This window comes from Opitutaceae bacterium, assembly GCA_015075305.1.
GTDB lineage: Bacteria > Verrucomicrobiota > Verrucomicrobiia > Opitutales > Opitutaceae > UBA6669.
The window spans coordinates 313,641-334,486 of record JABTUS010000006.1; the positions used below are offsets into that span (position 1 = coordinate 313,641).

16 protein-coding genes and 1 pseudogene are annotated in these 20,846 nt (G+C 59.9%); 5 read left to right on the forward strand and 12 right to left on the reverse strand.

The features are described from left to right. Positions 1–20 precede the first annotated feature (20 nt). Positions 21–575, reverse strand: a complete 555-nt coding sequence (locus tag HS122_13405; protein ID MBE7539394.1) for a MarR family transcriptional regulator — start codon at positions 573–575, stop codon at positions 21–23. Between the two features lie 39 nt (positions 576–614). Here HS122_13405 and HS122_13410 point away from each other — a divergent pair, with 39 nt between their 5' ends. Both HS122_13410 and HS122_13415 read left to right on the forward strand, forming a co-directional pair. Beyond that, a complete protein-coding gene (locus HS122_13410; protein MBE7539395.1) occupies positions 615–1,799 on the forward strand; it encodes an aminotransferase class I/II-fold pyridoxal phosphate-dependent enzyme in 1,185 nt (394 codons plus the stop codon). A 234-nt stretch (positions 1,800–2,033) separates the two neighbouring features. After that, entirely contained in the window at positions 2,034–2,711 is a 678-nt protein-coding gene (locus tag HS122_13415) for a glutathione S-transferase N-terminal domain-containing protein (protein MBE7539396.1), read from the forward strand. Between the two features lie 430 nt (positions 2,712–3,141). Here HS122_13415 and HS122_13420 read toward each other — a convergent pair whose 3' ends face one another. Next, positions 3,142–3,825: a sigma-70 family RNA polymerase sigma factor gene (locus HS122_13420; protein MBE7539397.1), complete on the reverse strand. Its 684-nt coding sequence runs from the start codon at positions 3,823–3,825 to the stop codon at positions 3,142–3,144. 225 nt (positions 3,826–4,050) lie between these two features. Between HS122_13420 and HS122_13425 the strand changes: the two genes are divergently transcribed. Further along, positions 4,051–4,464 carry a DoxX family membrane protein gene (locus tag HS122_13425; protein ID MBE7539398.1) on the forward strand — a complete coding sequence of 138 codons (414 nt, stop codon included), beginning with the start codon at positions 4,051–4,053 and terminating at the stop codon, positions 4,462–4,464. A 31-nt stretch (positions 4,465–4,495) separates the two neighbouring features. On the opposite strand, the gene HS122_13430 is transcribed toward HS122_13425, so the two are convergent. Both HS122_13430 and HS122_13435 read right to left on the reverse strand, forming a co-directional pair. Continuing rightward, entirely contained in the window at positions 4,496–6,514 is a 2,019-nt protein-coding gene (locus HS122_13430) for a peptidylprolyl isomerase (GenBank protein MBE7539399.1), read from the reverse strand. 15 nt (positions 6,515–6,529) lie between these two features. After that, positions 6,530–9,694, reverse strand: a complete 3,165-nt coding sequence (locus HS122_13435) for a TonB-dependent receptor (protein MBE7539400.1) — start codon at positions 9,692–9,694, stop codon at positions 6,530–6,532. A gap of 495 nt (positions 9,695–10,189) precedes the next feature. On the opposite strand from HS122_13435, the gene HS122_13440 reads away from it, so the two are divergent. After that, positions 10,190–10,435: a hypothetical protein gene (locus HS122_13440; protein ID MBE7539401.1), complete on the forward strand. Its 246-nt coding sequence runs from the start codon at positions 10,190–10,192 to the stop codon at positions 10,433–10,435. Between the two features lie 105 nt (positions 10,436–10,540). Here the strand turns inward: HS122_13440 and HS122_13445 are convergent, their stop codons facing one another. Both HS122_13445 and modA read right to left on the reverse strand, forming a co-directional pair. Further along, on the reverse strand, positions 10,541–11,905 hold the full coding sequence (locus HS122_13445) for a Gfo/Idh/MocA family oxidoreductase (protein MBE7539402.1): 1,365 nt from the start codon (positions 11,903–11,905) through the stop codon (positions 10,541–10,543). 162 nt (positions 11,906–12,067) lie between these two features. After that, positions 12,068–12,838: a molybdate ABC transporter substrate-binding protein gene (modA, locus tag HS122_13450; GenBank protein MBE7539403.1), complete on the reverse strand. Its 771-nt coding sequence runs from the start codon at positions 12,836–12,838 to the stop codon at positions 12,068–12,070. A gap of 132 nt (positions 12,839–12,970) precedes the next feature. Between modA and HS122_13455 the strand changes: the two genes are divergently transcribed. Further along, on the forward strand, positions 12,971–13,681 hold the full coding sequence (locus HS122_13455) for an epoxyqueuosine reductase QueH (GenBank protein MBE7539404.1): 711 nt from the start codon (positions 12,971–12,973) through the stop codon (positions 13,679–13,681). A 56-nt stretch (positions 13,682–13,737) separates the two neighbouring features. Here the strand turns inward: HS122_13455 and HS122_13460 are convergent, their stop codons facing one another. The 6 genes and pseudogenes from HS122_13460 to HS122_13485 all read right to left on the reverse strand — a co-directional run bounded on the left by HS122_13460 (position 13,738) and on the right by HS122_13485 (position 20,770). Then, positions 13,738–14,442: a TonB family protein gene (locus HS122_13460; GenBank protein MBE7539405.1), complete on the reverse strand. Its 705-nt coding sequence runs from the start codon at positions 14,440–14,442 to the stop codon at positions 13,738–13,740. A gap of 99 nt (positions 14,443–14,541) precedes the next feature. Beyond that, complete coding sequence (locus HS122_13465) at positions 14,542–15,891, reverse strand: pyruvate dehydrogenase complex dihydrolipoamide acetyltransferase (protein MBE7539406.1); 1,350 nt, start codon at positions 15,889–15,891, stop codon at positions 14,542–14,544. Positions 15,892–15,954: 63 nt separating this feature from the next. Then, positions 15,955–16,931: pseudogene (locus HS122_13470) on the reverse strand (alpha-ketoacid dehydrogenase subunit beta). A gap of 36 nt (positions 16,932–16,967) precedes the next feature. Beyond that, positions 16,968–17,951 carry a pyruvate dehydrogenase (acetyl-transferring) E1 component subunit alpha gene (gene pdhA / locus HS122_13475; protein ID MBE7539407.1) on the reverse strand — a complete coding sequence of 328 codons (984 nt, stop codon included), beginning with the start codon at positions 17,949–17,951 and terminating at the stop codon, positions 16,968–16,970. A 171-nt stretch (positions 17,952–18,122) separates the two neighbouring features. Further along, the gene (locus HS122_13480; protein ID MBE7539408.1) at positions 18,123–19,853 is read right to left on the reverse strand and encodes a putative manganese-dependent inorganic diphosphatase; all 1,731 of its coding nucleotides are present in this window, start codon (positions 19,851–19,853) and stop codon (positions 18,123–18,125) included. 164 nt (positions 19,854–20,017) lie between these two features. Beyond that, the gene (locus tag HS122_13485) at positions 20,018–20,770 is read right to left on the reverse strand and encodes a type II secretion system protein (protein MBE7539409.1); all 753 of its coding nucleotides are present in this window, start codon (positions 20,768–20,770) and stop codon (positions 20,018–20,020) included. Between the last annotated feature and the right edge of the window lie 76 nt (positions 20,771–20,846).

A 20,846-nucleotide genomic window follows, 5' to 3' on the forward strand; every position in this document is an offset into this window, starting at 1 on the left:
GCCCCTCAATCGGCGACAATTCAATCCTCGATTTCCGGCATGGAGCAGGCCGGGCTGCTGAACCTGGTCCTCGTGGGAATGCGGGAGGCCGCCTTCTGGAGGAGGGTGGCAAGCTGCGGACCGCATGCACGAAGTTCGTTTCTGTGGACCTGGTACAGCCTCGCGAGGAGGCGCAGACCCTTTGGCGTGAGCGAAACGTGGACCCGGCGCCGATCCTCCTTTGAGGGCGTGCGTCTGCCCACCTTCATCGCCTCCAGGCGATCCACCAGTCCCACCGCGCTGTGATGGGTGACGCGCATGCGCTCGGCGAGTTCGCCGATCGTCACCCAGTCGCGCCCCGGGTGGCCCTGGATGACCAGGAGCGCCTGGTACTGCTGGGGGGTCACCCCGTGGTTGCGCGCGACATCCGCGCTGAAGCCGAGGAACCTCCGCAGTGCGTAGCGGAATTCCGCGAGCGCCTCGAGGTCGCGCTTGTTCAGGACTGCAGGTGTCTTTCGGGGAGGCATGTGTGGACGGCCGCGCGGATTTGAGGATGATTCGATTTCAATTGCATCGTAATACGATATAATCAGCATGCAACCACAATCAGCACTCCAGCCAGACACATGAACGGCATGAAAACCACCCTGCAACCGGCCACGCTGTGCGCGCGGGCCGGCTCGGAATCACACCGGTCCGGTGCCAATGAGCCGGTACAGCCGCCGATCGTGCAGAGCGCGATCTTCGACCTGGGTGGCACGGAGGATGCGGAGGCCATTTTTTCCGGGGCGCGAAAGGGGTACGCCTATTCGCGGTTTGGAAACCCCACTGTCGACACGCTGGCAGGCGTCCTCGCGGGATTGGAGGGCGGGGCGGAGGCGCTGGTGACCAGTTCAGGGAACGCCGCGGCGCTCTGTGCGGTGACGATGGCGATGCACGGGCGGAGCGGCCCGGTGCTGACGCCGCCCGACATTTATGGGGGAAGCTTTGAGCTGCTGCGCATTCTGGGATCGGCCTACCGCCTTCCCCTGGAGACGGCGGATCCCTCCGATTCGTCCGCGTGGCTCGCGGCTGTCGCGCGGGCGGGCGTGGTGCTGCTGGAGACCCCGTCGAATCCTGTGATGCGGCTGATCGACCTCGCGGAGACGATAACGCGCGCGCGCCAGGCCGGGGTGCCGGTGATCGTGGACAACACGGTGGCGACGCCGCTGGGTCAGCGTCCGCTGGAGATGGGCGCGGACTGGGTGATTCATTCAACCACCAAGTATCTCAACGGGCACGGCGACCTGATGGGCGGATGCGTTGTTGGCCGCGAGCCGATGACGCGGATGCATCGCTCCATTCACAAGAACCTGGGAGGAACCGTGAATGCCTTCGAAGCCTGGCTGACCCTGCGCGGGTTGCGGACCTTTGCGCTGCGCATGGAGAGGCATGAGGCGAACGCCCGTGCAATCGCTGAATGGCTGTCGGGGCGGCCGGAGATTGCGGCGGTGCACTATCCGGGACTGGCTTCGCATCCCCAGGCATCGTTGTTCCGGCGGCAGATGAGGTCAGCGGGGGGATTGCTTTCGTTTGAATTTTCGGGTGGCGAGGCGGCGGCGGCCCGATTCATCAACGGTCTCAAACTCGTGATTCATGCTGTGAGCCTTGGAGGACCGGAGACCCTGGTGACGGTCCCGGCCCGGTCGAGTCATCGCGGCATGACGCCCGAGGCGCGGCGGAGCGGAGGTATCAGCGACGGACTGGTTCGTCTCTCCGCCGGGTTGGAGTCCATCGATGACTTGCTGGAAGACATGAGTCGGGCTATTGTCGGCCGCTGACGTCATGAACGCTCTGGATTCAAGCCAATCCCGCCAGTGGCTGCCGCCGCTGCGTCCGCCTGCGAGGAATGAGGCGGTGGCGTGCGAGCGCTGCGGTGCCTTTGGCACCTATGCGTGGGATGGGATGACGCTTTGTCTGGATTGTTATGCCGCCCAGTGTTCGTGCTGCAACGAGTTTGAAGATCGCGTCAGCGTCCCGATGGTGCAGAGTGCGCCGTCAAAATCGTCCCATTCATGAAACCCGTTCTCCATCAGGTTCCCTACAGCCCGTATTGCATTGCCATAGCAGAGACTCTCAATGCTGCGGGGGTATCCTTTCGCTCGGTGGAGGCACCGCTTCACCGTCGCGAGTCGCTGATCCGCATCACCGGTGGGAGGTACTATCAGGTACCGACGCTGGTGCACGGGAAGAAGCTTGTGTTTGACGAGTCGCCGGACGGGCTTGATGTGGCCCGTTACATCGACAGGGAATTCTGGGGCGGGGGATTGTTTCCGTCTGAGCATGAAGGGATGCAGAGAATCCTCATTCCTCACATTGAGAACGACATTGAGGCGGTGACCTTTCGTCTGACCGACCCGCTGCGCATACCCAAGATCAAGGATCTCATTGAGCGCACCGAGGCGATACGATTCAAGGAGCGCCGTTTTGGCCGCGGGTGTCTTGACGCCTGGCGAAAGGAGGCGCCGGCCTTGAAGAAGCAGGCCTATGCGCTTTTCGAGCCCTTCGACCTCATGTTCCGTGGATCACCCTTCATTTTTGGAATGCGCCCCGTCTATTCCGATTTTGCACTGTCCGGAATCATTGGCGCCTTGACATTTGACGGGCATGTCGCGTTGCCGAAGGGCTTGAAATCCATTGAGCGCTGGAGGCGGGATTTGAAGCGCTGGCAGCTATGCCGGGCGGTGATTTGAAGGGATGACGTACGGCGAGTCTCCGTCCATCTGAACGAATCAGTTGCGGACGGCATGTGGCGGAATTCGCCATGCCAAACGAATGGGGGGAATGCAGGCAAAGATGGAGGGGGAATGCATGCAAGGACGGAGGGGCGAACGGGAAACAATTTGACCCTTCCACCATCATGGAGGGGCACGCTTTGTCGTGCCCTGGGGACGGTCGGGGAGAAACGGCGTCGGAAGGTCTCACGCGGAGACGCGGAGAAGAGGGAGTGGGATGTAGGTTTATGAGAAAACTGGCCGGCGTCTTGGCGCGAACCGCGAACCCTGGGCATGACAAAGCATGCCCCTCCAACGGAGGGGGAATGCATGCAAGGATGGAGGAGAGAGGGTGCAGGCAAAGATGGAGGGTGCAGGCAACAACGGGGGGGCGTTGCACCGGCGCGGGTTAGCGTGAAATGGTGCTTGGAATTGCGGCCATTACGCGAGCGGTCATGGGATCGCAATGGGCGGCGGAGTAGTCGAAGAGCTCCATTCCCGCCGTCGTTTTCAGAAGCTGCTCCTTGAGTCCCTCCTTCGCGCGATGAAGGGAGACTTTGACATTGGCAGGTGTTATTCCGAGGCAGGCGGACGTCTCGGCGGTGGAAAGACGCTGGACTTCGCGAAGTACATAGACGGCGCGGTGGGAACGCGGAAGTTTCCGGATGGCTTGTTCGAGAAGAGCTTTCATTTCTGCCAGGTTGAGGGATTCGGAGGCGGAAGGTTCGGGCGATTCCTGTTTCTCAAGACCTGCGCACTCCGGGGACGGCTCGGCCTTGAAGCGCCTTTCCCTGCGGATGAGCATGAGGCACTCGTTGATCATGATGCGCGTGAGCCAGGTCGAGAAGGCGGCGGAGCCTTTGAAGCGATTCAAGTTCCTGAACGCCTTTATGTAGGCATTCTGCATGGCATCCTCGACCTGCGTGTGATTGTGCAGGTAGGCCATGCCGACCCTGTAGAGCTGTGGATTGTAGCGTCGGACGATGATGCGAAACATCCCGTTGTCTCCACGGAGGACACCGTTTACGGCGGCAAGATCGGGGATGTCCGGATGGTACTCCAGGGATTCGGCATTTTGGGCGGCAGCTGGCATGGTTCGGATTGGATGCAATCGCACGTGAGATGGTTACAGCATTTCACGAATCCGGCTGATACCTTTGACACCGCGAATCGCAGTTCTGGGGCGCTGTGCAGTCGAAGGATGGGCAAGCGGTGAAGGCGGCATGCATGGCTTCGATGTAACCGGCGCGCAGCATTTGGCATCGAATGTACAGGACAGCCATAACGGCACCATCCACTCAACCATCAAAATCAAATCATGACAACGACTCAATCCACAGTCCCGGATTCCGGGACGGCCGAGCATCAGGCCGTCAGGCAGATTCGACTCACGCTGAAGGTTCTTTTTGGAATCGTGCCGATCGTGGCGGGCGCGGACAAGTTCACCAATATTCTCGCGCGCTGGCCGGACTATCTCAATCCACACCTTGCCTCCATCTCGCCATTTTCGCCGTCGGCATTCATGCACGTCGTCGGAGTGATCGAGATTGTTGCGGGCCTGCTTGTTTTCCTGAAGCCGCGGATTGGAGCCTATGTCGTAGCCGCCTGGCTCATTGCGATCGCCCTTCAGTTGATCGTTCAAGGGCATTACCTCGACGTTGCTGTTCGGGACATCGTGCTTGCGCTCGGCGGTGCCTGGCCGCTCGCACGCCTCTCTTCACTCGACGAGTAGAGCTGCGACCGGCGCAAACCGGTGGGCGTGCCTATCGCACGAGGTAGATCTCGAGCAGCACGACACCGGTGTGGCCGGTGGGTCCGGTGATCACGGCAGTGTAACCGCCTGGCTCCAGTGTTGTGAGTATCACCGCATCCTTGCTGGAAGGGTCGGCAAGTGCAAACGCGCCGACGCTGAGGAATGCCTCGCTCAAGGCGGATGATCCTCCCCAGTTGTCGTTCTGTGCGACGAGCGTGCCTTTTGTCGAACGGAGAGCGAGGCGGGGATCCTGGAAGAAGTTCGAGATGCCGAGATTGTTCAGTCCCGGGCCGATGGCTCGGACAAGGACAGTTCGACTGGTGGAGCCGGTCAGTGTAAATCCACCAATCAGCGTGTCATTGGCCCGAACCAGCGTGCGGGCAGACAGGTTGACCAGAGTGCCCACGGATGACGGGCCTTCGTAGAGTTCGATGAGCGCCATTCCCTGGGTGTCGCCAAGCCCATTGATGTGCAGCGTGTTCGCGCCGGAGATGAATGGACTGGTGAGGACCGCGTCCTTGCTCCCGACGGGAAGTGGAAAACCGCCAACGGCGCTGCCGTCGAATTCTGTCCAGTCATTGTTTGCACCGAGAAGATGCGCGGACGAACCCGGCGACGGCACATTGAAGAGCTTGATCTCAGGGTCCGCCATCACGTTGGGAACGCCGAAACTGGCGAGTGTCGGACCGATGCCGCGCATCACGAGGTTCACGGTTCCTCCTTCGGTTGCGAACCCCGCGATCAGCGTTTCGTCGCCGTTGCCGCCGAAGGATCGCACGGACAGGTTGGTGAGGCGGCTCTTTGCCACGCTGTCGCCCACGACGGTGAGACCCGCGATGGCGCTGGTGACCGTCCCAACCGTATTGCTCACTTCAACGGAATAATTGCCGGCGTCATCCTGCTCGACGCCGCGGATGAAGAGTGACGGCGAGGTCGCCCCGCTGACCGGGTTTCCATTGTGCAGCCACCGATAGGAGAGACCGGCACCGATCGCCTCCACATCGAAGAGGACGGCGTCCCCCAGGGCGATGACCTGGCTTCGCGGAGGCCGGGCGATGGAAAGCTCGGAATTGGTTTCAACCTCGAACTCCGTCGTGATCGTGTCACCCGCCACCTCGGATACCGTGACGGAAACCGTGGTCGTGCCATTGACTGTGCCGGGCTGCAGATTGAGCGTGGATCCGCTGAGGGAGACCTGCGCCACACCGGGATTCGTGGAATAGGCGGAGAAGTTCAGCACGCTTGTCTCGCCGCCGGTTGGGTAGAGCGGGACCTCCCTGATGGAACGGATGATGATGAGGTTTTTTTCCGTCAGGATGTTCGGAACCTTGTCGCGAAGTGGTATGGTTTGAAAAGCGGATGTGTTGATGGCGCCGTCGACCATGTTATAGACGGGGAGCATGCCAACCTGCTTCAGCGCGACACCGCCGCTGCCCACCACCCGCCCGTAGACGGAATAGCGCAAGTCCTGATTCGTGGTGCTTTGCCCGGGAAAGTAGGTGGTCGTATTGTCAACAAGGTTGAAGAAGAACTGGCTTGTCGCGGAATTTGGGTCGCTCGTCCGCGCCGCGGCGAGCGTGTAGAGCTCGTGAGGGAGCGGACTTTCGAGCCCGATCGGATCGTAGGTTTGCACCGCGGTGGAGTAGGGCAGTTTGAATCCTCCCGACTGCGCTATGGAGGCAACAGTTGAAGTGTTTCCGCCCGCGGTTCGATGGAAGAATATGTTGTCGTAGCGGCCGTCGTGCACGTAGCGCAGAAAGTTCTCCACGTGTTTGGGAGCCTTCGCACCGCGCAGGATGACATTGAATTTCCCATAGACCGTGTCGAACTGCACGAACTTGTCTCCGGCTTCATTCTGGATCGTGAAATGATTCCTGAGGTCGATGGGCACGGCTGCGCCACCGGGAGGCACGACCTGCTTGGTGATTGGGGTCGTGGCTTTGGGACGGGCGATGGTGTCTGTTTGGGCGCTCAGCGATGCGGCACTGAGAAGTGCGAGGGCGAGTCCAAGGCGGCAAAGCAATGGCATGAGAAAAATTGCGGTTTAGAATTCTCGCTTCAGGGACAGGTAGTAACTCGCGCGACGCAACTCGCCATTGCCGCTCAGGAAGAGGTCGGCCGGAAGGGATGCGTCGAAGATTGGATCGGAACCGAAAATATTGCGGACGCCGAAAAGAACCTCAGTCCTGTCGAGGAAACGCAGCGCACCCCGCGCCTGCGTTGAGAAGCGATAGCCGATGAACGCGTCGTGATAGGTCCTGGCCGACATGGCCAGGTAGTTGATGTCCGGCAACTGGGTGGGGCTGACGCCAGCCGCGGTCGCTCCCTTGTAGCGACTGTGGAATCTGGCAGACCAGCCTGCGCTCAAAGGCCCTCTTGTCCATGTGAGCGATGCATTCGCCTTGTCGCGAAAGGGTCCTGCATAAAGCGGAGCATTCACCAGATCGACAAAGGATCCTCCTGGCACGAGCTGCTGCTCGTACCTCGAATTCAAGGTGTACATGGCCGAAAGATCGAATGATCCGATGTCGGCCAGTTCCTTCTTGTAGCCGACGGAAAGGTCCCAGGTCTTCAGGTTTGCCGCGTAGAGCGTGATGGCGGAGGCGTCGATCTTCGTGATCTTGCCAGCTGAGTAGGTGTCGCCTTCCGCAGGGGCCTCACGAGAAATACGGCCAGGAATGGAATCCTCGTAGGCCAGGAGCGTCGCGGTGTCCAGGATGTCGATGATGTCCTTGCGACGTGAGTCAGTGTAATCGAGCGAGAGGCGGAAACCTGGCACGAATTTGGGCTCAATAACCACGCCGGCCGAGTGGGTGTCGGCGTGTTCCGGATTCATCCTTGAGTTTCCTCCCGTCGTGATGCTGGCATCGTAGGTGGAGTCTCCGCGCTTTGGGTCGGTGATGCTGCCTTTCGCAGTCAACTGGGGAAGCAGCAGATAGTCCGCCGTGGCGGCAAAGCCGGTGGAGTAGGATGCGCGCAGCAAAACGTCCCGGACCGGCTTGTAACGCACACCGACCACGGGGTTTTCGACAGCGTAGCTGCTTTTCGCCTTCTCGAGTTCGAGCTTGGCGCCGAGGTCGGGAACGCTCTGGGAGCCGCTGGCCTTCAGGACCGTCGAGTCAACACGCTGCTTTCCGCGTCTTCCAGATGCCACGACTTCAAGCAGTCTGAGGCCCGGCAGATTTCTCGCCTCGGAGAAAAATGGAAGGGTGACTTCCCCAAACACGTCAAAGGATGCGGTTGTCGACGGCAGTATTCCGGACTGGGATGCGCCGTCGTGGATGCGGAACGTGTCGCGAATGAGTTTCCGCGATTCATAACCGAAGCTGACCTCGGGCACGACCCGGATGACCGGCACTGCGGGCAGCCGGCCCTCGATCCTCGCGGTGGACGCGAGAAGTTCCACGTTGCCGCGTCCGGTGCGGGAATCGATATGGTCCTCGAGCAGGTTCGAGCCCACGACCGATGAATCAAAGACGTTGATCGTCCCATTGTTGATCGCGGCCTGAAAAGCGGAACTGCTCGCGGTTTTCGCCGAGTCGACGGATCGGTGCATGCCGTAGGAGTATTCGATCCGGGCCTTCCATTCGCGGGGCAGTGTGAACAGGGTGCCAAGGGTGGCCGCCTGATGTTCGCGCGTGCTCCTGTTCGCGCCCGTGGCGGCGTAGGGGAAACGCACACGGACCTCCTGGCCGAATGGGTTTGTGGGAACTCCCGCGGGAACGGTCACGTACTGATTGGAACTCAGCACGCCCATCGCCTGATTGCGAATGGTGCGCTCGTATGAGAGGTCCAGGTAGGCCTCGGCATAGGAGGTGATCGCGTGCCGCGCTTCGGTGCGGACATACTGCGTGCTGGGGCGCCGGTTGAGCAGAAGTCGGCGCCCAAGATAGGCCTGTGCGGTGTCCGGTGACTCGGTGTCAATTTTCCCAGCGTTGTCGATGAGCGGCTGGGGGCCATCCTGTTCCAGCCCCTTGTAGCCGGAGGGTATGAAAACGAAGGAGGAGCCAAGAGTGTTCCCCGACTTCAGCACGAGGTTGGAGCCGTCCGTCGTATCGACGCGGGCAGTCCTGCCGAACAGGATCTCGGTGCCGTTGAGCAGCCCGGGTGTTCCCGCGGTTGCGCGTGCCGTGTAGTCGCGCACGAGGTCATAACGGTCCTGGACCGCCAGCGAATTGGCGTTGGTGGCGCCGGCGAAGACCATGATTCGGGTCCGGTTGTCGTTGAACGAGGTCCCGTAGCGGATTTCGAATTTCTTGTTGGCGCTGTCGGTATCGAAGGAGTTTTCGTAGCCAAGGGTGATCTCTCCCCCGGAGTAGTCGCGCTTGGTGACGACATTGATGGCGCCGCCGATGGATCCGCCACCCGCCGACACGGCAGCGGACTGGGGAATGACTTCGATCCGTTGAATCGAACTGAGCGGCAGGAGTGCCAGTCGGGAGGTGCGATAATTCATTCCAGGCATCGCGTTCGGAACATCTGCAACCCGGGATTGTTCGCGACCGTTGACCAGAATCTTGGTCTGGTGAGCGCCCGAGGCCCGCATGCCGACCTCTCCGGCGAGATTCGCCCCATTGGCGGAGGGAAGGCGCTCGGCCAGAAAATCGCCAACCGTCAGTGCGCCCGACTGCTCGACGGTCTTTCCCTCAAACACGACATAGGGGGTGGCGTCATCGGGGGTACGAGGACGATCGATGCTGGAATCACCGACGGGGAGGGAGGGAGGAGGGGGCGGCGGGGGTTCGGGAGGGAGATCAGTGACCCTGACGATGGGTTTCTGCGCCTCGGCGGCGGCGCGCACCACCATCTGCGGAGACATGATCTGGAAACTGCGAGCGCGGACCGGGTGTCGTTGCACGGCATAGGGCGTGCCCTTGAGGATGGTCGCCAAGGCTTGTTCGACGGTGAGTTTGCCCGAGATCCTGGGAGCCTGCAGGCCTTTCAGCTCGTCGTAGGAGAAAAGGACCTCAACCTCACCCTGGCGGGCCAGAATCATAAGAGCCAGAGGCAGGGGCTGGGATGCGACATTGAAAGTCACGGTCTTCGGTTTGGCGGCCTGCATGCTTCCAGCCATCGAAAGGAGGAGGCACATCGCAATGGCAGCAACCCTGGCAAGCCTCGGAGGAGGTGGGATGAGGCGTGCGGGCAGGGAAGGATCCGTGGTCAACGAGTCAGTCGCGCACTGGCTGGGCAGGATACGGGAAATCATTTGGAGAAACGGGCGATCATGAAGGGCTCCCCAGTGCCCGGGAAGAGGAAATCACGTACGGTCGTACAAGGGCGCACCCCTAGAATACGGCTGGCGTGTCTTGATGGAGTCATGAAGGGATCAACTTTCACAGAGTAGCCCGATCGTGTGAAGGGTTAATTTTAGTCTGCCGAGCCCGCGCGACAGTTCGCGATGTGCATTGAGTCTTGTTTGCAAGATATTGCAGATCAGACAAATGCTCGGAAATTAGTGCCGGAATGCAACGACTGGCGGCGGCGAGCATTTGTGGCTGCCTGGATTCCGCAAATTGAAGGTTCTGGCAATTGCCGGTTGCGTAGAATCACTCAGGAAGCACGCGCGTCTGTGCGTGGGACAACGTAGGGAACGTTTCCCTGCGACATGGGTGAACCAGTTCATGGCGGCTTTTGGCTCGATTCGATAGAGTGATCGCATCGGACCGACAGTCGTTCCCAAAACTTCCAACCCGCTTCTCCCATGTTTCCCATCCTCTTCTCGATCATCATCCTGTTCTTCCTCAGCAGCCTGGTTGTTGCGTTCGCCGTCAGGCGCGCACCTGCGGGCTATCAGGACGCGGACGGGTTTCATTTGGGAATCAAAGGCAGGAGTATCGCTGGCGAGGAAAAGAAGCCGGTTGGTATCGCAGCAGCAGGTGCGCCGGCAATGGCTGGGTATGGCGCGGGCACGCTGCGCACTGCGCGCGAATTGACTTTGGTTGTGTAGACTGCGTTCCGAGGGTGACTGAAAACCCGGCGGCAACGCCGGGTTTTTTCTTTTTACCTGGCAGGCGCAGGCCACCCCCGGTCTTGTCCTCGGGTTGAGGGCGCTTCAGACCATCGGGTATTCGTAACCCTTGCGATAGTCGCGCCGAAGAAGCTTGTTTGCGGCGTCGTCACCGATGACACGCTCTTTCGCGCCATCCCATTGCAGGCTGCGGCCCAGTTTCATCGAGATCATTGGAAGCAGGGACATATTGGTTGAGAAGTGAACCGCTTCGATGTCACAGGCGGGCATGGTTTCCGTTCGGATTGCACGGATCAGGTCCGCCCAGAGTTCGCGGATATTGTGGAAATCGGGAGGGTCGAAATGCGCCTTTTCCGTGATCAAGGCGTCCTTGGAATTGACCGGATAAAAAGTCCATCCCTCGCGCCAGGCGAGGTGCAGGATGCCCTTGGTTCCGAAAAAGTAGCAGCCGATGGCCTCGCCCTTGGCCACTCCGTTTCCGGCAAAACGGCGGTTCTCCCATTGGACGTCGAAGCGGCTGAATCGAAGGGTGGCGAGCTGGTGATCCGGGGCGTCGCTGGTTTGCTCGGTTGCAGACAGGACGGTAGGGCCTGCAATCGGCCGGCCGCCGGTTGAGTAAATGTGGGTTGGATACTTTTCACCTGTAATCCAAAGCACCTGGTCGAACCAGTGCACACCCCAGTCGGCAATGGTGCCGTTGGCGTAGTCCAGGTAGTTGCGGAATCCGCGGGGGTGTATGCCCCGGATTCCATTTCCCTCCCTGGGGTTTCGGGGATCGCCGCCGTTGAAAGGACGCAGGGGGGCCGGCCCGCACCACATGTCCCAATCCAGCTCCCTGGGGACGTCCACGTTGGGCAGTGGAGTTTCGCGACCGCCTCCCTGCGCGACGAAGCAGCGCACCATGCCGATCTCGCCAATTCCGCCCGAACGAATGAATTCGCGTGCGCTGATGTTGTGCGGCGAGACGCGCCGATGCGTGCCGACCTGCACAATCCTGCCAGCCGCGCGAGCTGCGTTCACCATGGCGCGACCTTCCATGACAGTGTGGCCGATCGGCTTCTCGACGTAAACGTGAGCCCCTGCCCGAACGGCTGCGATTGCGGGCAGGGCGTGCCAGTGGTCGGGTGTGGCAACGATGGCGATGTCGGCTTTGCACTCATTGAGCAGATCGCGGTAGTCCCGGTAGGTTCGGGGTGTTTCGCCCGTTCCCTCGGCGACGTGCTTGAGAGTGGGTTCAAACTGGCGGGCATCGACATCGCAGAGGCCAACGATTTCGCAGGCGCCGCTCGCCATGGCTTCGTGGAGGATATTGTTGCCCCACCAACCGCATCCAATCAGTGCGGTTCGGAATTTCCTTCCGGCCGGTGAGTCCGCGGACCTGATGACGCTGGGAAGCGATGGCAGGGCAGTTGCCGCAGCCGATGTGTGAAGGAATTTGCGCCGGTTCATGGTGGGTTCGAGTGTATGAGGAGACATTCCGCCTGACGGCTGATATGGCCTGTCGGGATTTTGAGTACGATGCTGAGGGATCGAGCGAAGGTTTGCGATTCCGCAATTGCAACCGAGGGCGACTTCTCATTCGCATGCCCGCAGATCCGGGATGGAAAAACGCTACTTTCGGTGGCCGGGTGGAAGAAATCCGAAGCGGGAAAACACCGCGCGCGCTTCGGGGCTGGAAAGATGATTGACCCATGCAGCGGCTGCGGCGGGGTGGCGCGAACCGCTGAGAATCGCGATGGGATAGCTTATCCTTGGTCCTTCGCTTGCCGGAACCTCGCAGACAACCCTGACTTCCTTCGAAATGAGGGAGTCAGTCTTGTAGACGATGCCTGCATCGGCGTTGCCGGCAACGACTGCGGCGAGTGCGCTGCGAACATTCTCCGCTGGCAGGAGTTTCGGAGCGAGCTGTTTCCAGAGGCCGATCTTCTGAAGATACTCCCGGGCGTAGATGCCAGCCGGAACCGTATCCGGCTCCGCGATCGCAAGGCGGCGCACGGACGCCAGCAGAAGATCCAGCGGACGGGCTATGGAAATGTCCGCGTCTATGCGAGTCACGATGACCAGGGTGTTCGAAAGCAGCGTGGCTCGCGTTGCCGGATCGATCATTCCCTCCTTGGCCAGATCGCTCATCTTCGCCTCGTCGGCGGAGAAAAACACATCCGCAGGAGCGCCCTCCCTGATCTGACGCGCCAGCATGCTGGATGCGCCGAAATTGAAGCGAATCCTGTCACCCGAAGCAGGCTCATACCGCCTTGCGATGGCAACGAGCGCGTCCGAGAGACTCGCTGCGGCAAAGACCGTGACTTCCGCGGCCCGGGCACCCTGGGGCGCAATGGCGAAACCCCCGAGGATCAAGGCGAGTGAAAGCAGCGGCTGTCTCATGGGATCAGGGCACATCCTGCCGATCTCGCGGATCAATTCAACAGCCTGGCTTGGGAATCATGCAGGGCGCTCGCCGCGTGTCGCGGGTTGACCGCCGGTGATTCGGCTTCTATGCCTTGGCACACTGCAGCGATGAAGAATGACCCGACAAGAGGCAGGTTGGAATTGCCGGACGGACACAAGAAAGTGCTCCTCCATTCCTGCTGCGCGCCCTGTTCCGGCGAGGTGATGGAGGCGATTCACGCCGCCGGTATTGAGTACACGATATTTTTCTACAATCCGAACATACATCCACGGGAGGAGTACGAACTGCGCAAATCGGAAAACATCCGCTTTGCGGAAAAGCACAAGGTTCCCTTTGTCGACGCCGACTACGACACGGACAACTGGTTTGAACGGGCGAAAGGACTTGAATGGGAGCCGGAGCGAGGGGCGCGCTGCACGATGTGTTTCGACATGCGGTTTGAGCGCACCGCGCTCTACGCGCACGAGCACGGTTTTCATGTCATCACCAGCTGCCTGGGGATTTCCCGCTGGAAGAACATGGATCAGATCAACGACAGCGGGGTGAGGGCGGCGTCGCGGTATCCGGGGATGTCGTATTGGACTTACAACTGGCGGAAGAAGGGCGGTGCCGCACGCATGGTGGAAATTGCGAAACGGGAGAATTTCTACCAGCAGGAGTACTGCGGCTGTGTCTATTCGCTGCGCGACACGAACAAGTGGCGTCTGGCAAGTGGTCGGGAGAAGATTGTTCGCGGCGTCAAATTTTACGGGATCGGTGCCGGTGCGGACGATGACCGGCCGCCGCCGCAGCCGGAAATTGGATCTGACGCAGGCTGATCGCGCCTCCGATAAGATCGCCGGCAAGCGTCTGGCTGAGGGTCCCTGCCGGCGGGTCACGGCTCCATTCCGAAGCGAAAGTCCTGGGCGGCCGCGACGACTGCCGGCCTGCCGCGATAGGTGGCGGGTTGAAAACGCCAGGAACGCAGCGCGTCCACCGCGATGTCGGCCAGATACGGATGAGAGTTCGATGAGACTGACGGGAGCCGCACCCTGCCGTTTTCGTCGATGTAAAAGCTCACTCGCACGGAACCCCGGATACCGTCGTTTTTCGCGTCGCGCGGGTAGATTGGATTCACCGTGGAGACCACCCTGGGCGGACTGTCGAGCTGGCTGGCTTCGATCAACCGCTGCGAAAGCCGGTGAGACTGGCGGCCCGAGATGAAGTTCTTGGTGATGTTCATCCGGTTTGATTCGATGTATCCCGTGCGCTCGAAATTGAAGGTAAGCTCCACCTTCACGCCGACGCTTGCACCATCAACCTGCGCTGGAGTGAATTTCCATTGCCTGAGCACATCCTCGCAGGCCTTCACGAAGGGTTCGTGGGTGTACGCGAGCGGAAGACAGTCCGTGAGTTTGCCTTCGGCGCTGACGCCGATGGCCATCACAACCTCACCATGCGAAACCCCATCGCTGATCAGGACGAGTGGAAATTCGGGGAGCGGATTGTCAGGGTGAAACTTGATTGAGGTGAAAGCGGCGGCCAGTGGCGTCGAGGCCGCGCCGACAAGGCAGAGAGCGAGGCAGAGGGAGGCTTTCATGCGGAAACGGGCTTCCCGCAGTATAGCAGATTCCGGGCGTGCGGCAACAGGGCGCTGCACTAATGCCGCAGATGCAAACGGTCTCGGCCCCCGGGGCCGTCAGAGCAGCAGCAGGGAAGGCTTCTCCAGAAGCTCGCGAAGTGCGCTCATGAACTGTGCTCCAACCGCTCCGTCGACCACGCGATGATCGCATGACAGGGACAGGGTCATGCGCTGACCGACGACGATCTGATCGTTCTCCACAACCGGCTTCTTGACTGTCGTACCAACGGCGAGGATTGCGGCGTTGGGCGGATTGATGATGGCTGAAAACCTGTCGATGCCCATCATGCCCAGATTGCTTACGCAGAATGTTCCCCCTGTGAACTGGTCGGGCTTCAATTTCTTTTCCTTGGCCAGTTTCCCCAGCGTCTTCGCTTCCGAACTGATGGCAAAAACGGACTTGAGGTGTGAATCGCGAATGACGGGCGTGATCAGGCCATCCTCGATCGCGACCGCGAATGAGACGTGGGCCGCTCCGAAATAGCGGATCTGGGTCTGTTCCCAGGAGGCATTGACGGCGGGCACACGGCGCAAGGCCTCAGCCGAGGCCTTGAGTATGAAATCGTTGACCGAGATCCTGACGCCTTCCTTTTCGAGCGCGGAGTTGAGCTGCTGGCGCAGGGCAAGCAACGGGCCGACATCGACTTCGACATCGAGGTAGAAATGCGGGATTTGGGTCTTGGATTCCAGCAGGCGCCTGGCGATGACACCGCGCATCGTGGACACTGTGACGGTGCGTTCCTCCTGGATCGATCCCTTGGCGGAAAGTGAGAATGCGGCCGGCGTTGACGAGGAACGAGGGGCTGCAGGAGCTCCGGATTTGGTCGAGCCCGATTTTTCTGCTGCGAGAATGTCGGCGCGGACGACTCGCCCACCGGGACCCGAGCCTGAGACGCGAGCCGGATCTATTCCCTTTTCCGCAGCGAGTTTTCTTGCGAGAGGGGAAATGCGAAGGCGCTGTCCTTCGGTCGGAGCTGAAGCGGCGGAAGACGTCGGTTGCGCTGGTGCCGAAGTGCTGGCAGCAACAGCGTGAGCTGGAGCGGAATCGGCCGGCGAGGCGCCGGAGGCGGCAGGCTCCAGCTTTGCCGGGGGCGGTTCAGACTTTTGAGGGGGGGGGGCAACCTCTGCTTTTACCGTGCCCTTGCCGGCGGGTACTTCCACTTTTTCCCCTGCCTTGCCGATTGCGCAGAGCGGAGCGCCAATTTCGACCTGCGAGCCGGCAGGGGCGAATATCTTCAGAAGTGTTCCATCGAAGAAACACTCCAGCTCCATGGTGGCTTTGTCGGTCTCAACCTCGGCCAGCATCGTGCCATTCTTGACGGCATCGCCCTCGTTCTTCAGCCACTTGACCAGCGTGCCCACGGTCATGGTGTCGCTGAGTTTGGGCATGTCGATGATTTGAGCCATGGTCTGTAATGAAGAGATCGGTTGCTTTCTGGATGCGGGGTGTGTTGCCGGGAGGCTGCGGTTCTAGGCGACCGCTGCGAGCGCGGCTCTCAGGATTCGCTGGGGATTGGGAAGCTGCTCGATTTCAACGGGCGGGCTGTAGATCGCAGGGGCATCGACTGTGGCCAGCCTGTGGATCGGGCCATCGAGCTCATCGAAAGCCTCGCGCTGGATCATGAAGGCCAGTTGTGAACCCACACTGGCGAAGGGCTCTGCTCCTCAACAATGAGCACACGATGTGTGCGAGCCACCGAAGCGAGCACGGTGTCGATGTCGAGTGGCCGAATCGAGCGAAGGTCGACGATTTCGACGGAAATATCGTGCTCCTTTTCGAGCAGGTCTGCGGCGACCAGGGACTGCATCGCCGAGCGTCCGTAGGTGATGATGGAAAGGTCCGTGCCCGTCCGCTTGATGTCCGCCTTCCCCAGCGGAATCAGGTATTCGCCATCGGGAACCTCGCCCTTGTCCCCATAGAGCATGGTGTTTTCGAGGAAAAACACCGGATCATTGTCGCGGATGGCGGACTTGAGGAGACCCTTCGCGTCGTAGGGTGTGGATGGAACGACGACCTTCACCCCAGGGTGATGGGCGAGGACGTTTTCAGGCGTGTGGGAGTGTGTTGCGCCGACATTGGTGCCCCCGTTGGCAGGTCCACGGATAACGATCGGGCAGTTGATCTGCCCTCCGGACATGTATCGGACGTTGGCCGCGTTGTTGAGGATCTGGTCAAAGGCGACGGAGTAGAAGGACCAGAACATCAGTTCCATGACGGGTCGTACGCCGAGCATTGAGGCGCCGATTCCCATGCCGATGAAACCAGCTTCACTGATCGGCGTGTCGAGGATTCGTTTGGGGCCGTACTTGGCGAGGAGGGTTTCCGTGACCTTGTAGGCGCCGTTGAATTGGGCGACTTCCTCGCCCATGATGACGACGTTGGGGTCACGATCGAGTTCCTCGGTAAGGGCGTGACGCAGGGCTTCGCGGTAGGTGATGACTGGCACGGTAAAGTGGGAAAAAGGTGGTGGCTCGGTGAAAACCTACTCGAAGAAAAGACGGCCTTCTGACGTCCGGCGGTCAGGGTTGTCGGCCTCCCAATAGACATCCTTCTGGATGTCCTCCACGGTTGGGAAGGGGCTTGCGTCCGCAAAATCTGCGGCGGCGTCGGCTTCCGCCCGGGCCTCGGCATCGATGGATTCAATCAGCGCATCGGTTAGAACCCCCTCGGCACGGAAAACGCCCTGATTGTGCATGATCGGATCCTTGGTGCGTTGGTATTCCTCGATCTCGGACTTGTCGCGATAGGTCTTGTCTGGATCTGCGACCGAATGTCCGCGGTAGCGGTACGTCCTGATTTCAACAACCGCGGGTTTCGATTCCTCGCGCGCGCGTGTGAGGTATTCGTTCATGACTGACCTCACCTCGTACAGGTCGTAGCCGTCGCAGCTTGCCCACTCCATGTGATAGCCCTCGGCGCGCCGGGCGAGGTCGCCGGCCGACGAACGATCCTGGCTGGTGCCCATGGAGTAGCCATTGTTTTCAATGACAAAGACGACGGGAAGATCCCAAAGCGCAGCCAGATTGTAGGACTCATGGACAGCACCCTGATTGACCGCACCATCGCCCATGAAAGCCATGGCGGCACCCTTTTCGCCCTTGTACTTTAACGCAAAGGCGAGGCCGGTGCCAAGCGGCACCTGTCCGCCGACGATGCCGTGTCCGCCCCAGAAGTTGCGGGAAGGGTCGAAGTAGTGCATGGAACCGCCTTTGCCCTTGGAGCAGCCCGTCACTTTTCCGTAGAGCTCTGCCATCAGCGGCTTTGTATCCATGCCGACCGCGATGGCGTGGCCATGATCGCGGTAGGCCGTGATGATGTGGTCATGCCTGCCCATGAGCGAACAGCACCCGACGGCCAGCGCTTCCTGACCGATGTAGAGATGAAGAAACCCGCCGATCTGCTTCTTCAGGTACGAACGGAGGCTGCGTTCCTCGAATCGCCGGATGCGCACGATTTTTCGGTACATCTCGATCTTCTGTTCAACCGTCAGCAGTTTGTTGATCGGAGCATTGCGATGCCGCGCGGGATCGGGAGCGCCTGAGGCGTCTTTCTTGTCTTCGAGAACTGTCGGTTTTTTGCTCACGGGAAACGCTGGTAAGGAAGTTGGACAACAAGTCTTCGCCGTCTTCAGGCGAAATCAAGTGTTACTTCCGGCAGCGGATGGAGCTGCGGCGGCCGCGCCACCCTGCATTTCGCGAAGGATTCCGGAGAGGTAGGGGATGAGCTGCTTCTTGCGGCTGACAATTCCCGGTAGGTCGAAAATCTCGTCCTTCTCGACATGGGGATAACTGATGCGGGAGATGAAATCGAAGTCGCCCTTCACGAGCAGAAGCGAATTCTGGGTGTTGATGTCGGTGACAAGCAGCGCCGAGAAAAGGAGAGACTCCTCGGTCTGCACCTTTCCCAAGGCGCTGATGATCGCGCGGGCATGATTCCAGAAATTTCCAAATCCCAGTTCCTCCACCTGGGACACGGAGAAGCGGACGCTGCTTTCCTCGTAGACCTTGAAATCGGAGCGGATGACGACCTCAGGGGGATTTGCGAGGATGACCGAACCGGAGCTGAAGATGGAGTCAGCCAGCGCACTTGAATTCACGCCGGCGATCCGACTGAGCCAGGAGAGGATGGACGCATCCTTTTCCGTTGCTGTCGGAGAATTCAGATGAAGCGTGTCGGCAATGATGCCGCCCATCATGACGCCTGCGATTGAAGCGGATGGCGTCAGTCCCTCCCGACGAAAAAGATCGGCCACAATGGTGCACGTCGAACCGACAGGTTCATTCAGGAAGAGGATCGGCTGCTGGGTGTTCATTGCGCCGAGCCGGTGATGGTCAATGATTTCAGTGATTGTGACCTCGCCCGCTCCGGGCACGGCCTGTGTCAATTCATTGTGGTCCACCAGCACCAGCCTCGTGCGCACCGGCTTCAGGATATCCGCCCGGGTGAGAATTCCCTGAAGCCTGCCTTCGTCGTTGAGCACCATGAAGGTGCCCGTGCTGGACGTGGAGAATTTCCTGCGCAGATCGCTCAGACGCGCATCCGCCGTCACCGAGGAGTATTTCCTGTCAACCAGACTGTCTATGGTGGAAGCCGTGCGGATGACCCATGCCGTGTTGGCGGAGTCATGGGGGCTCACGAGCACGGAAACACCGCGGGCCTTCGCCTGGGCGATGATCTCGTCGTCGACTCCCAGGTTCCCCGTTACGACGATCGCGCGCACGCCGATCTGCAGGGAGCGCTGCTGGATGTCCCAGCGATCTCCCACTATGATGATCGACTGCGTTGCGGGGATTCCCTCGTCCTGGGCGACTTTCCAGAAGGATCGGACATCCATGGCACCAACGCGGATGAACATTTCCTCGCAGTCGTCCGGACGGACCGAGTGAATCACGCGTGCGCCAAGGGCGCGGGTCAGATTGTTCAGGCTTGTGCGGACCTTTCGCATTTCGCGGGCTTCCTTGACCCGAGGGGTGAAGAATCCGCCGAGTTGAAAGATAGAAATGGTTCCGACAACGCGACGATCGGGAGTGGCCACGGGCAGCAATCGCACATCGTGCTTGTCGATCAGGGCGAGGGCTTCCGAGCAAGTTGCATTCTCCGCCACGGAAATGACTTCGGAAACCATGACATCGCGCACGCGAGGCGTGACATCGCTCACATACAGGGGCAGCGGTTGGTTGAAACGGTTGAGGATCGCATCGATGCGGGCGTTCGAATTCCCACAGCGGGCTGCCTGGAATCCGGTTTCCCCTCTGGTTTCCTTGAAGGCTGCGTACGCGATTGCCGAGCAAATGGCATCGGCGTCCGGATTCCGATGTCCGATGACGTAGGTTGAAGTTGTTGATGAGAGACTTGGAAGGACGGACATGATTGCCGCAGGAGCGAATGGCTTTGAGGACGCGAAACCGTCCGAAACGCAATCGTTTCAGTGGTGCCGGGCAAGGAGTTATCGTCCGACACTTCGTGATTTTACAATGTCCCCGAAATCATGGCGCTTTGTCGGGGCAGACGACGTTGATGCCACTTTTGCCGTCAGAGGCCGGTGCCGGGAATTCCATCTTCCGCAGCGATGGTGTTGCCGGAATCCAGTCCGTAGATCCGTCGTGTGCCGCCTGCCTTGACGGTCGAACGAAGATCAGAGGTCAAGTTCCCCTGGGTTCCAACCAGCTTGTTTCCAACGTCCTTGAAATACTGCACGTTGTTGCCGAGGAACAGGATATGGCCGCCCTGATCGCCGTAGGTGCCCAGGTTTGCAGTTGAGCCGACTCCGTTCCAGGTTCCTGAGGCGGTCAAGCCGCGGGTGAAGGCGAGGGGGGTGGTGGAGGGATCTGTTACCTTGAGGCCGCCGACAAAATTGATGCTCGGCACCCTTGTGAGCAGATCAGGGTGGAGGGAGTTTTTCGTGGGATCGGCAGGATCGAGAATCCCGGATGGCGCAAAGCCGTCAAAAAGGCTGTCGTTCTTCGAAAATAAGAGACTCGCCTCGTTTATGCCGCCATATTTGGCCAGAAGGCCCAGATAGACGAAGTATTTGCTCGGTGCAGTGACGGATGGTGCGGGCACCATGCTTGGGTCCGGAAGACGGTCATTGTGATCGCTTGCGTAAAGAAGCGCGGCTTTGCCGATTTCGCGGAGATTGCTGGCGTCAACCGCCCTCTGAGCGGTTTCGCGAACTTTTCCGATTGTTGGAACAATGATGGCCGAGAGAATGCCGATGATTGCTATAACCGTTAGAAGCTCAATGAGCGTGAATGCATTGTGTCTTGAGATGAATTTGATTTGCATAACGCATCAAGAAATTGGCATTTCAATTGCGATGGCAATTCGAATTCGCGAAATTCGTGCGAAGCTGGACAAAGCT